The organism is Vibrio sp. 1CM2L, from assembly GCF_023161695.1.
Lineage (GTDB): Bacteria > Pseudomonadota > Gammaproteobacteria > Enterobacterales > Vibrionaceae > Vibrio > Vibrio coralliirubri.
This window is the reverse complement of sequence record NZ_JALNTT010000003.1, coordinates 901,168-913,053: the sequence shown is the minus strand read 5'-3', so window position 1 is coordinate 913,053 and position 11,886 is coordinate 901,168. Positions and strand designations below refer to the sequence as shown.

Genomic DNA, 11,886 nt, shown 5'->3' with positions numbered 1-11,886 from the left:
TCACTGCAGTGGTCTTTTTTATTTGTATTGGCCTCGTTTTATCCTGAGCAATATCTCTACCTTAGGCCCTATAGGCACCTAAGTTTATATTTCATAAGAGAAAACAAAATTAAATCAGTCCGTTAGGTTTGTCACAAAGCCAGTAGCAAGATGAACGAGATGCCAAATAAATGCGCTATTTGTACGGCAACCAGTTGAAATTATTCTAGAAAATGACTAGAACTTAATAGTACTCACGGATATTAAGCTCAACAAAAGGACTTAGTTTGATGAATTCTACTTTAGCGGCAGACGCAGCTACCCATCAAAACTCACAACAAGTGAGCGAGCTTGTCGATGAAAGCGTTCTGGAGCAAATGATTCGCGATACCAGTGCGGACATTATCCCTATCTTGATCGACCATTATGTCGAAGAATCACAAACACGCTTGGTAGCCATAAAAGAGGCTGTCACTCAGAAAGACGCTCAAATGCTTGAGTTCGAGGTCCACACTCTCGGCAGCACAGCGCTTTCGTTAGGTAATCGCCCTTTGGGTGAATTAGCTCGCGCTTTAGAAAAACAATGCTTAGAACAGAGTCATGATGCTGCATTTCGACAAGTTGATGTATTACTAGAGCTCGCAGAGCGTTCAATAAAAGCCTTGCTTGAAAGGAAAGAGGCAGGCTTCAGCTAGCTTTGCATACTCATTATCGGTAGCAGATTAAAAACTCAAAACAGTCGTTATTAATATAGTCGCCATTAGATGTGCTCCATAATGAACAGCAATGTCAGAAGTTATACAGGCCGCATCTTAAAAGATTGCATGCGGTAGATAACAAATACACAAGACTCGTATTGATGGTTGCATATCACTATGTTATTGATTGGTTAGGATAAAGTTTCAAAAGGAATACACAATGCGCCCTAAGGTATTGTTAGTTGAAGACTCCACCTCACTCGCCGTACTCTACAAGCAGTACGTTAAAGACGAGCCCTACGACATATTTCATGTCGAGACAGGTGCGGAAGCTAAGACCTTCATTGAAAGGCACTCTCCACAGCTTGTTATTCTCGACCTTAAGCTGCCCGACATGCCAGGCGAAGAAGTCTTAGATTGGATTAGTGCGAATGAAATACCGACCGCAGTCATTATCGCGACAGCGCATGGTTCAGTAAACATCGCGGTAGACCTTATCCAGCGCGGTGCAGAAGACTTCTTAGAGAAACCCATTCAAGCCGATCGACTCAAGACTTCTGTTCGCTTACATCTAAAAAGAGCGAAACTCGAAAACCTTGTCGATAACATGCAAAGCAAGTTCGATCGTGACCGCTTTCATAATTTCATCGGCTCTTGCCTACCTATGCAGGCGGTTTACAAGATCATTGATTCGGTAGCACCAACCACTGCCAGCGTGTTTATTAACGGCGAAAGTGGTACCGGTAAAGAAGTATGTGCGGAAGCGATTCACCAAGAGAGCCAACGTAATGACAAACCCTTCGTGGCTATTAACTGTGGCGCTATCCCGCGAGACCTAATGGAGAGTGAAATCTTCGGCCACGTTAAAGGTGCGTTTACCGGTGCGACAACCGACCGTAAAGGTGCAGCGATGCAAGCGCATGGCGGCACCCTATTTCTCGATGAGCTTTGTGAAATGGAACTGGAGATGCAGAAGAAGCTCCTACGATTTTTGCAAACCGGTACATTTACCCCACTTGGTGGCAACCGCGAGATTAAAGTGGATGTCAGAATTATCTGTGCAACCAACCGCGATCCACTGGTTGAGGTAGAAGAAGGACGCTTCAGAGAAGACCTTTACTATCGTGTTCACGTTGTGCCTATCGAAATGCCACCGCTTCGTGAACGAGGAAGTGACATCGTCACCCTGTCTAATCACTTCTTGAAGCTGTACGCGAAGCAAGACAAGAAGAAGTTTAAATCAATAGACAAAGAAACGCAGAAACTACTTAAACGTTACGTTTGGCCAGGCAACGTGCGTCAGTTGCAAAACATCATCCGTAACATCGTGGTGTTGAACAATGAAACGAGCGTGACTAAAGACATGTTACCGCCTCCGATTAATAAAGTAGATGCAGCTCCATCATCTAAATCAGTGACACCAATTCGAGTAACTGCGCCCCAACCTGCTGTTGTTGAAGCACCAGAAGCTAAGTTGCCACCGATTACTCCGGAAGAGTTGGAGCAATCGTCAGTTGCTCAAACTCACAACGAGCCGATGACGCCTGCATTTACCACAAGCGAAGGTGCTATTCGTCCAATGTGGCAAATAGAACGTGAAGCCATTCAACATGCCATCAATCATTGCGATGGGAATGTGTTAAACGCTGCTGTGCTGTTAGAACTTAGCCCTTCTACTGTTTATCGTAAGAAACAGGCTTGGGAATCGGAAGATGAGTACAATCAAGCCTAACCAAGGTGTACTCGACGTAAACCTTCATGAGATTTGGCTGTTGATCGACAGCCAAACTTTTGGAGGTATAGAAACGCATGTTTTAGAATTAGCACAAGGCTTGATATCTGAAAGCGTTCAGTATGCAGAGGCTGTTCGAATCGTTCTTTTAACTAAGTTTAGTCCTGAAGCGATCATCGTAGAAAAGTTGAATGCGCTGAACATCCCTTTTAGTTACCTCTCCGATTTAGCCTCATGTTCTGCAGATTCAAGTGGCAATAGTGCGACACAGCTTAAACGTGCAGTTCAACATTATCAGCCAAGGCTTATCCATGCTCATGGTTACAAAGCCAGCTTGGTCAGCAAGTTAATCAAGCTCCCACCTCGTTTCAACAACACAAAGCAAATCACCACTTATCACGCTGGTGAAACCCCAACAGGTAAAGTGTGGCTTTATGACTGGCTCGACCGTTACAGCAGTTTTCTTTCTGATCAGTCGCTCGTGGTCAGTGAGAAGATTAAAGCGAAAGTGCCGAGTAAAACCTATCAATTGAATAACTTTGTTAAAGTCCCAACTGGGTTAACAAACTCCCGTTCATCAAGTCCATTCCATGTTGGTTTTGTGGGGCGATTGAGCCATGAGAAAGCGCCTGATCGATTTGTTGCATTAGCCAAACAGTTTCCTGATGTTCGGTTTGAGCTTTTTGGTGACGGACCAGAAATGGACGTCTTAGTTAAATCGCAGCCTGATAATGTGACCTTTCATGGGCATCAGACCAATATGGACTCCGTCTGGGGCCAAATCGATCTGTTAATCATCCCTTCTCGCTTCGAAGGCTTACCTATGGCGGCATTAGAAGCCATGATTCGCGGCATTCCCGTTCTCGCCACCTCAGTTGGTAACTTGCCTAAGCTCATTGAGCAGCAAGTTAATGGTTACCTCGCTAACACCGAAGCCGAGCTAGAACAGTTTTTATCTTTGTGGATGTCATTGACGAGCGAACAACGTGACTCTCTCAAGAGTAACGCGATAGAAACCGTGAAAAACCAATACTCGCCACAAGCCGTTGTCCCGCAGTTGTTGGAAATCTATCAACTCGACCGTTAATACTCGTCTTAGTAGTTAACTGGTCATTTGGGCTTGATGATTTAAGTACTTTAGTCAGTTTTATACTGATTCTCAAAATGACAAAACTCACCTCAAGACTAAGCCCTCACTTAATAATCCAACATTAAATCAGTCAGTTAAACAAAATGCATAACTGGCACTCACTTTGCAATCTTTAACATCAGGTGTAACTACGTCTAAAAAGGTAGCGAGCCGAGTCATAAAGAGTTTATTTGCCAATAGAGGTCACAATGGTCAACCCTGAAGCTAATAGATTGCCAGTCATCATCACGATCAGCACCTTGTGTGTTGGGCTTGGTGTTGTTTGGTACTTTGTGCCTCATCCCGCTGTCATTGTGGCGCTCGCTCTTGTGCCATTGGCCGGGTTATTCGTGTTAAACAAAACATTCTGGTTAGTTCTATTGTTCGTAGTCTTTTCATTTTTCCGAATTCACGAAGCCATACCTCAGCTCTATTCGTTAAAAATACCGTTGATGCTTTCATTAGGCGCTCTGTCGGCTCTTCTCTGGCATGCATTAATCAGTAAAGAACTTAAAATCTTCTGGCACCCTTGTTTAAATTGGCTCGCAATATTCTGGGTGTTGGTTTTCATTGGTATTATCTTCGCGTCTAACAGACCGATTGCTCTAGCGGAATTCAAAGGTGTTTACTGGAAAATCATCGTGATGACGCTTGCGATTACTTGGTTAGTAAACACCACGGAAAATCTCGCAAAAACCGCGATGACGATTATCTACGCTGGCGCTTTAGTCAGCTCTATTGCCGTGTACAACTCAGTAAATGGTATCGGGCTTGTTGAGGGCTCACGCGTGACTATTGGCCGCGACTTTGGCTCTATGTTAGGTGACCCGAACGACCTAGCTCTGGTACTGATGTTTCCACTTGCCTTTACGATAAGCCAAGCCACTACGTCTGGTATCTCAAGGTCTAAACGTTTAATCAGTGCCTTAGTTTGTCTGTTACTGCTCGCCGCCATTATTGCCACTCAAAGCCGTGGCGGATTGCTGGGTTGTATTGCGGTGATTGGTATTTTTGCGTGGAAACTAGTGCGCTCTAAAGTCCTGTTAATCTCGGTAGGAACTGTCGCGGCCGTGGTGCTCTACTTGGTTGCTGGGATCTCAGACAGGTCTTCTGGTGGTGCAGCTGAACAAGGTATCGATGAATCTGCAATGGGGCGAATCTATGCGTGGGAAGCAGCAGTAAAAATGGCAGTTGAGAATCCTCTGACTGGCGTAGGGTTGAACAACTTCTTCTCGAACTACTTCTTTTATAGTTCGCACTGGGACGGACTGAATCACGCCGTTCACAGTACTTGGTTTGGTGTGTTAGCAGAAACAGGCTTTATTGGTCTGATCATTTTTGTTTGTCTTATCGTTTCTTTGATCAAAACCTCTCGCTCTACGCTCGCGAGATTAAAAAACTCGACCACAGAAATCGCACCCGAACTCAATGCGGTCGCCTATGCGATCTATGCAGGTCTGATTGGAACAATCGTGTCGGGTACATTTTTGACTCAAGGCTTCAACTGGCCGATTTATATCCTCGCAGCACTCACAGTTTGCGTCTCAAACGTATCTCAAACTGCCTGTCAAAATGAGAAAACCTAAAAGCCACATTTTAACCTATTGAAAGTATTGTATTTATTAAATGGCACAATATATGAAAGTACTTCTATATAACAAAAAAGAGGATTTTCATTATGACGTCAGTATCTATACATCAATTCAAACATTGGCTTAAGTTTCATCCTAATTCTCGAATTAGAAATGTGTTTTTCATTTTGAAAGACATCAGAAGCGCAGAGCTACCTACCCCTCAAATACTTAATCGTTGCCTATATCAAGCGCACAAGTTAGTGGTGAGTTTGGTTTCCGGCTTTACTCGATTCTTCTACTGGACACCTGCTTTCAAAGGTCGTGTGGCTCAATGTGGCAAGCGCCTGTATTTGTATGGTGGACTGCCTTTCGTCAGTGGTCCGGTGCAAATTACGATTGGCGACAACTGCCGTATCTCTGGCCACACGACATTCTCTGGTTGTACTCAGCCACTTGAAGGCTTGGAGCACCCACTATTGTCGATTGGTAACAACGTCGACATCGGTTGGCAGTCTACTATCGCTGTTGGAGGTAAAGTGGTTATCTCTGACAACGTACGAATCGCAGGCGGCGCTTTCCTATTTGGATACTCCGGACACCCGCTTGATGCAAAACGTCGAGCACTAGGTGAAGGCGATGATCCTCAGCAAATCGGCGACATCATTCTTGAACCCGATGTTTGGCTGGGCACTAATGTGACGGTTAAAGGTGGCGTAACCATCGGCGAAGGTGCCGTTATAGCGGCAGGCAGCGTAGTAACAAAGAATATCCCGGCCTTTTCAATCGCAGGCGGCAACCCAGCTCGAGTTGTCGGTCACATTAAACCCGTTGAAGTGACAGAATCCGATATGTTCGATTCGTTAGAGACTCATGGAGGTGACCATGCGTGATTTAATCGTATTTGGTGAAGACTTTGGTGGCCTACCTTCATCGACTCAACATTTAGTTCGTCACCTTGCTAAGCAACACAAAGTCTTATGGGTCAACTCTATTGGCTTAAGACAACCGAAGCTGTCCGCCAAAGATGTAAGCCGAGCGTTCAACAAGTTGTTTGGTAAAACCAAAGCCGTTACTCAAAACATGCTCGACTCTGAGGGGCACGACAACATTACTATCGTTAACTTAAAGACAATCCCTGCGCCTGCTTCTAAATTTTCTAGAAAGTTGGCTCAGCAAATGATGTTGCACCAACTAAAACCAGTTATTGCAGAGCTTAATCTTAACGCGCCTATCCTATGGACTTCTCTTCCGACCGCTGTTGATTTGTGCGGACACTTAGGCGAGTCATCTGTGGTTTATTACTGCGGTGATGATTTTAGTGCGCTGGCTGGTGTTGATCATGACACCGTTGCACAGCACGAATCAGAGCTAATCGAAAAATCTACGCTTATATTCGCGGCTAGCAAAAAATTGATGGATAAATTTCCAAAGCATAAAGCGCACTTGCTACCACATGGTGTCGACGTAGACCTATTTTCAACACCCGCACCCAGAGCAAAAGATTTACCAAGCAACCACCGCCCTATTGCTGGTTTTTATGGCAGCCTTTCTAAATGGCTTGATTATGAAATTATTGATCATGTTGCGAATGCGATGCCGGAATGGGACTTTGTTTTCATTGGCCCAAACGAGCTTGATACGCTCATGCTGCCTAAGTTGAGTAACGTACATTATCTTGGCCCTCGTCCACACCACACGCTACCAAGCTATTCTCAACACTGGGATGTGAGCTTGTTGCCGTTTGTTGATAACGAGCAGATCCGAGCTTGTAGCCCACTCAAACTAATGGAATACCTTGCGGCTGGCACACCCATTATCACAACACCGTTCCCTGCTTTGGTTCCATATCAAGAGCACGTAACCACGGTTGGTAGTGCCAACCAAATGATTTGGGCGCTTGATCATGCACGCCAACTGAGCAATTCACCTATCTCTGTCGTCGAACAAGAGAGCTGGCAAAACCGTGGTAACTTCGTACATTGGATGTTGGAGCTATTATGAATAATCTGAAATTGCGGTTATTAGTTATCATCAATGCGATGTGGCGCCAACGCTACGTTATCGTTCTGCCAATGCTTATTTTGCCATTTGTAGGCTTTGGTGTGAGCAAGTTGGCTCCAACTAAATATGACGCGCATACCAGTATGTTGATTCAAGAAACGGCCAAGATGAATCCATTCTTGGAAGACATCGCCGTTTCTACCATGCTCAAAGACCGCCTTAACGCGTTGAGAACACTACTTCACAGTCGACATGTGCTTTACTCGGTCTCTGATGAACTGCAATTAACCACACCAGATATGCCTGAAATTGAGAAACAAGAGATCATTACTGACCTGTCTCAGCGTTTATCGGTAACTCAGCTTGGGAAAGACTTTCTAAAGATAAGCTTAACCTCCAACACACCAACAGGAATGGAAGCGACGCTGCGCTCGGTGAGTGAACATTTCATTGAACAGTTGCTCGCGCCGGAACGTTCATCGATTGAAGACTCAAGTAACTTCTTAAAAATTCATATCGACAAACGGAGTGTGGAACTAGAAGAAGCGGAAGAAGCTTTGGCCTTGTACATGAACGAAAACGTCCAGTCGACACCTGAGGTACAAAGCCAAAGTTTGAATCGCTTAGCTTCACTCAAACAAACACTGGCGGAAAAAGAGGCAGAGTTATCGGGTGTCGAAAAAAGTTTAGGGTCAATCGACCAACAACTTTCACGAACCAACCCTGTGATCGGTAAATTAGAAGACCAGATCATCGACATTCGAAGCGACCTAACCTTGTTACAAGCAAAATACACGGACAAACACAGTGCTGTGCAAGCTAAAGTGCGTGAGTTAGACAGACTAGAGAATGAACGTAAGAGTTTGCTCGAGGTAACCCAGCCAACGATGAACAGCGACCAGCTTTGGGACATCGCAAGTAGTACGACACTGAACAAACTTTCTGATACCCAACCTCTTTTGGTCACTCAATTACACAGCCTACAACTGGTCCGTGCTCGCTTTGAGTCTTTAACCGAAGAGACCAAAAGCCTTCGTACTATGATTTTCGAATTAGAACATAAGGCCAATAACTTCGGCGAAAATGCAAAAGAGATGTACCGCCTTAAACGTCAAGTTGAAATCAAACGTCAACTATATGATGAACTGACAGAACGTTATGAAATGGCTCAGCTAACGGGTTCGCTTGGTGTATTCGAGCAAAACAAACGTGTGAAGATTATTGATTTGCCTTTCACACCGAGTATCAAATCTAACATGCCGACTTTTGTCTTTATTCTGGCTGGATTCGTTGCAGGTATCGGATTGGGTGTTGGCTTAGCTGTGTTGTTTGAACTGTTTGACTCTTCAATCAAACGTAAAGACGAAATCGAAGAGATCTTAGGCGTCCCAGTGATTACGGTGATCCCTAAAATGAGCTAGTCAGCCTCAAAGCCATAATTTGACTTGCTAGCTTCTTAGCTTTTTAATTTCCTAGCTTCGTGCTTCCTAGAGCAAAACGCCAACACTCGCTTGGCGTTGTGTTTGTTTAAGGCCCCAATTATTAATCCCACTTTCGATTTACCCAAGCCCTATGTTTCAAACTGCATTCAATCGTATTTTGTTTTGACTCCCATTTTGAGAAATGAAAACCGCCCTAGAATTGAACAATCTAAACGCATGAAAAATATAGGTTATTTAATTGGCACAACTCCTGCAATCTCCTTGTGTAGTTAAACGTTTTAAAGAATTTACTTCACGAGAAACGTCAGAAAGGCGAAACAAGAATTATAAAGGCAGGGTCCAAACTATGAATACGCATTTAACGAAGCATGGCAAAAAGATCATACACGTTGTTCAGCACCTTGCACCGGGTGGATTAGAAACCCTAACTCTGGATTTGCTGCGCCTTGCTAAACCAACAGACCAAGTGTTGATTGTCAGTTTAGAGGGTACAAAACAAGAGTCTATAAACAACTGGCCGAAGCTAGAGCCATACAAAGAGCAAATCGTCTTTTTGGATAAAGCGCCAGGCGTACAATTCAATATCATTATTAAGCTAATTAAAGCCTTCAATGCGATTCGCCCTGATGTTGTTCATACCCATCATATAGGCCCACTGTTATACGCTGGTTATGCCGCTCGCGTAACAGGGGTTCCAACTCGAATTCATACCGAACATGACGCTTGGCATCTGAACAACAACAAACGTCGTCGATTACAAGCGCTTGCTTTAAAAGCTGCTCAGCCAACATTAGTTGCCGACGCAACACGTGTTTATAACCAACTACGCACCGCTTTTTCTTATGAGAACATCATTACCATCAAAAACGGCGTGGATTGCGAGAAGTTTAAGCCAATGTCGAAAGAACATGCGAGAGTAAGTCTAAACCTGCCGACAGACAAACACATCATCGGTTGTGCAGGTCGACTAGAACATGTGAAAGGCCAAGACCAACTTATTAAGGCACTGACTCTTTTACCTGAAAACATGGTTGTCGTATTGGCTGGCGGCGGTACTAAACGCAATCAATTAGAGCAACTGACTAGCCGCTTGAATCTGGGTGACCGAGTGATCTTTCTTGGCCTAGTTGAGGATATGACCACGTTTTACGGAGCGTTGGACACCTTCTGCCTACCTTCACGCCACGAAGGTCTGCCGCTTTCTACACTCGAAGCTCAAGCATGCAATATTCCAACCGTCGCTATGGACGTTGGTGCTGTCGATGAAACCTTGTGCCCTATAAGCGGAACACTCGTTAAAAAAGGCAGCATTACAGGGTTAGCCAATGCCTTGTTAGAGAATCAAAATGAACGCTTTTTATCACCTAGACACTACGTTCTTGAGAACTTCGACATCATCAAAATGGTTTCGTCTTACAATGATATCTCAGAAGGAGCTTACGCATGATCGATTGGCTACTTGCGGGACTTTGTTTGTTTTCAGGCGCGTTGATTGTCTATCATCACGCAGCCTACCCTTTGCTACTGCGCTGGTACGCGAAAAGCCACCCTGCACGTCAAGTTGAAGAGAGTCATCGTTGTTACAAAGAGGGACAGCAAGATTGTACGTTACCGACCATCACCGTTCTTGTTCCTGCATTTAACGAAGAACAGTGGATCGCAGACAAGATTCGTAACCTTGCTTCACTCGATTACCCAAAAAAGAAGCTACAAGTGATTATTGCTTGTGATGGTTGTACCGATAACACAGTCGCCATTGCACAAATGACTATACAAGAAGCGATGTGTAGTGATGTCTATTTTGAGATACATGACCATCAAGTAAACCGAGGTAAAGTCGCGGTTGTTAATGAAGAAGTGACACGTATAACTAGTGATATCACAGCGATGAGTGATGTTTCTGCCCTTATTTCATTGGATGCGTTGCTTATAGCCGCCGCTCATTTTGAAAGTGACAAGGTTGGAGTGGTAAACGCAACCTATCAACTTTGTCCAACAGGCAATGAAGGCGAAAACACGTATTGGCAGTACCAAACCGCGGTTAAAGAGTCAGAGGCTTCGTTAGGTTCTAGCTTGGGCTCTCATGGCGCTTTCTACTTGTTTAGAACAAACCTGTTTGAACTACTTCCACTCAACACGATTAATGATGATTTCATTTTACCAATGCAAATCGTTAAACAAGGTTACATCGCAGAATACGAAACCCAAATGGTGGCATTAGAGCTAGAAGAATCGAACCTAGAAACAGACTTCAAAAGAAGGCTTCGTATCTCAGCGGGCAACATGCAACAAGCGATTCGATTATTTGGCTTGTTCAGCCCGAAGTTCAAAGGCATCGCGTTTGCGTTCTTCTCAGGAAAAGGACTTCGCCTGATCACGCCCTATTTAATGATTGTGTGCTTAGTGTGCTCAATCTTACTTAGAAACTACTTGGTATTTGAAGCGCTGTTATGGGCTCAAGTTGCCGTTTATACCATTGGCGTCCTTGGCTGCATCTTGCCAAAGCGTCTAGTAAACAAACCTATTTCATTAATCTCTTATTTGATAGTTGGACACTATGCCAACTTCATTGGTGGCATTCGTTACCTAATCGGACTAGAAAACTCACCTTGGACACGAGCGAATCATTAAGGACTTATTATGATGAACATTGAACAGCTATCTACCCAAAACCTATACCAATACAAAATCTCACGTGCTAAACGTACTTTCGATTTCGTAAGCTCACTGATTGCTTTGATTTTGCTAGCGCCCGTATTTCCGTTGATTGCGATGGCGATTGCACTCACTTCTCGTGGCCCTATTTTCTACCGTCAACTGCGTGTTGGTAAATCGACACCAGAGAAAATGGAAATCTTTGAGATCATGAAATTCCGTAGCATGTACGAAGATGCAGAAACTCGCTCTGGTGCAGTTTGGGCTACCGAAAATGACCCACGAATCACACCCGTTGGCCGCTTTTTGAGAAAGACACGTCTTGATGAGCTCCCACAACTGATCAATGTATTGAAAGGTGAAATGTCTCTAATTGGCCCACGCCCTGAACGCCCTACTTTTTACACCAAACTAGAGAACGAAATCCCTTACTTTGCCGACCGTACATACGGTGTAATGCCGGGTATTACAGGGCTTGCTCAAGTGAATCAAGGTTACGACACCTGTATTGATGATGTACGTCGTAAAGTGGGTTTTGACCACAGTTACGCACTAAGCCTATGTTCTGTTAAGTCTTGGATTGCCGCTGATCTAAGCATCATTTCTAAAACCATCATCGTAATGGTAGATGGTCGAGGTCGCTAAACCAGTATGGTCTAAGGTGAAAGAACAAGCT

At 44.3% G+C, this 11,886-nt stretch carries 10 protein-coding genes; all 10 read left to right on the top strand.

Translation table 11 applies throughout. The features are described from left to right. Window positions 1-269: 269 nt before the first annotated feature. The 10 genes from MSG34_RS14290 (at window position 270) to MSG34_RS14245 (ending at window position 11,855) form a co-directional block, all read left to right on the top strand. The gene (locus MSG34_RS14290; RefSeq protein WP_248338073.1) at window positions 270-674 is read left to right on the top strand and encodes an Hpt domain-containing protein; all 405 of its coding nucleotides are present in this window, start codon (window positions 270-272) and stop codon (window positions 672-674) included. 223 nt (window positions 675-897) lie between these two features. Then, a complete protein-coding gene (locus MSG34_RS14285) occupies window positions 898-2,409 on the top strand; it encodes a sigma-54 dependent transcriptional regulator (protein WP_048611077.1) in 1,512 nt (503 codons plus the stop codon). After that, entirely contained in the window at window positions 2,390-3,496 is a 1,107-nt protein-coding gene (locus tag MSG34_RS14280) for a glycosyltransferase family 4 protein (RefSeq protein WP_048611079.1), read from the top strand. Before MSG34_RS14285 ends, MSG34_RS14280 begins: the two co-directional genes overlap by 20 nt. Window positions 3,497-3,747: 251 nt before the next feature. Continuing rightward, window positions 3,748-5,124 (top strand): O-antigen ligase family protein, encoded by a 1,377-nt coding sequence (locus MSG34_RS14275; protein WP_048611080.1) that lies wholly within the window; start codon window positions 3,748-3,750, stop codon window positions 5,122-5,124. A gap of 92 nt (window positions 5,125-5,216) precedes the next feature. Then, window positions 5,217-6,002 carry an acyltransferase gene (locus MSG34_RS14270; protein ID WP_122081546.1) on the top strand — a complete coding sequence of 262 codons (786 nt, stop codon included), beginning with the start codon at window positions 5,217-5,219 and terminating at the stop codon, window positions 6,000-6,002. Further along, the gene (locus MSG34_RS14265) at window positions 5,995-7,113 is read left to right on the top strand and encodes a glycosyltransferase (RefSeq protein ID WP_248338072.1); all 1,119 of its coding nucleotides are present in this window, start codon (window positions 5,995-5,997) and stop codon (window positions 7,111-7,113) included. The genes MSG34_RS14270 and MSG34_RS14265 overlap by 8 nt, the downstream gene beginning before the upstream one ends. After that, the gene (locus MSG34_RS14260) at window positions 7,110-8,534 is read left to right on the top strand and encodes a Wzz/FepE/Etk N-terminal domain-containing protein (protein ID WP_248338069.1); all 1,425 of its coding nucleotides are present in this window, start codon (window positions 7,110-7,112) and stop codon (window positions 8,532-8,534) included. The genes MSG34_RS14265 and MSG34_RS14260 overlap by 4 nt, the downstream gene beginning before the upstream one ends. A 367-nt stretch (window positions 8,535-8,901) precedes the next feature. Then, window positions 8,902-10,002 (top strand): glycosyltransferase, encoded by a 1,101-nt coding sequence (locus MSG34_RS14255; protein WP_248338067.1) that lies wholly within the window; start codon window positions 8,902-8,904, stop codon window positions 10,000-10,002. Next, the gene (locus MSG34_RS14250; RefSeq protein WP_248338065.1) at window positions 9,999-11,186 is read left to right on the top strand and encodes a glycosyltransferase family 2 protein; all 1,188 of its coding nucleotides are present in this window, start codon (window positions 9,999-10,001) and stop codon (window positions 11,184-11,186) included. The genes MSG34_RS14255 and MSG34_RS14250 overlap by 4 nt, the downstream gene beginning before the upstream one ends. Window positions 11,187-11,195: 9 nt before the next feature. After that, window positions 11,196-11,855, top strand: a complete 660-nt coding sequence (locus MSG34_RS14245) for a sugar transferase (protein WP_248338063.1) — start codon at window positions 11,196-11,198, stop codon at window positions 11,853-11,855. Window positions 11,856-11,886: the final 31 nt, after the last annotated feature.

What these genes read in the sequence shown, in the direction of transcription:
- MSG34_RS14290 (WP_248338073.1), top strand. Translation starts at nt 270, where the DNA reads ATGAATTCTACTTTAGCGGCAGACGCAGCTACCCATCAAAACTCACAA.
- MSG34_RS14285 (WP_048611077.1), top strand. Translation starts at nt 898, where the DNA reads ATGCGCCCTAAGGTATTGTTAGTTGAAGACTCCACCTCACTCGCCGTA.
- MSG34_RS14280 (WP_048611079.1), top strand. Translation starts at nt 2,390, where the DNA reads ATGAGTACAATCAAGCCTAACCAAGGTGTACTCGACGTAAACCTTCAT.
- MSG34_RS14275 (WP_048611080.1), top strand. Translation starts at nt 3,748, where the DNA reads ATGGTCAACCCTGAAGCTAATAGATTGCCAGTCATCATCACGATCAGC.
- MSG34_RS14270 (WP_122081546.1), top strand. Translation starts at nt 5,217, where the DNA reads ATGACGTCAGTATCTATACATCAATTCAAACATTGGCTTAAGTTTCAT.
- MSG34_RS14265 (WP_248338072.1), top strand. Translation starts at nt 5,995, where the DNA reads ATGCGTGATTTAATCGTATTTGGTGAAGACTTTGGTGGCCTACCTTCA.
- MSG34_RS14260 (WP_248338069.1), top strand. Translation starts at nt 7,110, where the DNA reads ATGAATAATCTGAAATTGCGGTTATTAGTTATCATCAATGCGATGTGG.
- MSG34_RS14255 (WP_248338067.1), top strand. Translation starts at nt 8,902, where the DNA reads ATGAATACGCATTTAACGAAGCATGGCAAAAAGATCATACACGTTGTT.
- MSG34_RS14250 (WP_248338065.1), top strand. Translation starts at nt 9,999, where the DNA reads ATGATCGATTGGCTACTTGCGGGACTTTGTTTGTTTTCAGGCGCGTTG.
- MSG34_RS14245 (WP_248338063.1), top strand. Translation starts at nt 11,196, where the DNA reads ATGATGAACATTGAACAGCTATCTACCCAAAACCTATACCAATACAAA.